We start from the raw sequence: 262 nt of genomic DNA on the forward strand, positions 1-262 counted from the left end.
GGTCGGCTACGCATCGTCGCCTTGGTGAGCCGTTACCTCACCAACTAGCTAATGCGCCGCGGGTCCATCTGTAAGTGATAGATTGCTCCATCTTTCCCGGTYCGGTCATGCGACCAAACCGCGTATCCGGTATTAGCATTCGTTTCCGAATGTTATCCCAGTCTTACAGGCAGGTTACCCACGTGTTACTCACCCGTCCGCCGCTAATCTTGTCCCGAAGGACAAGATCCGCTCGACTTGCATGTATTAGGCACGCCGCCAG

At 55.2% G+C, this 262-nt stretch carries 1 rRNA gene; it reads right to left on the minus strand.

Going from position 1 to position 262, the window contains the following annotated elements:
• Nucleotides 1-262: ribosomal RNA gene (locus ASG81_RS08510) — 16S ribosomal RNA — on the minus strand; the annotation flags it as partial.

Source organism: Paenibacillus sp. Soil522, assembly GCF_001428245.1.
In the GTDB taxonomy this organism is placed as follows: domain Bacteria; phylum Bacillota; class Bacilli; order Paenibacillales; family Paenibacillaceae; genus Pristimantibacillus.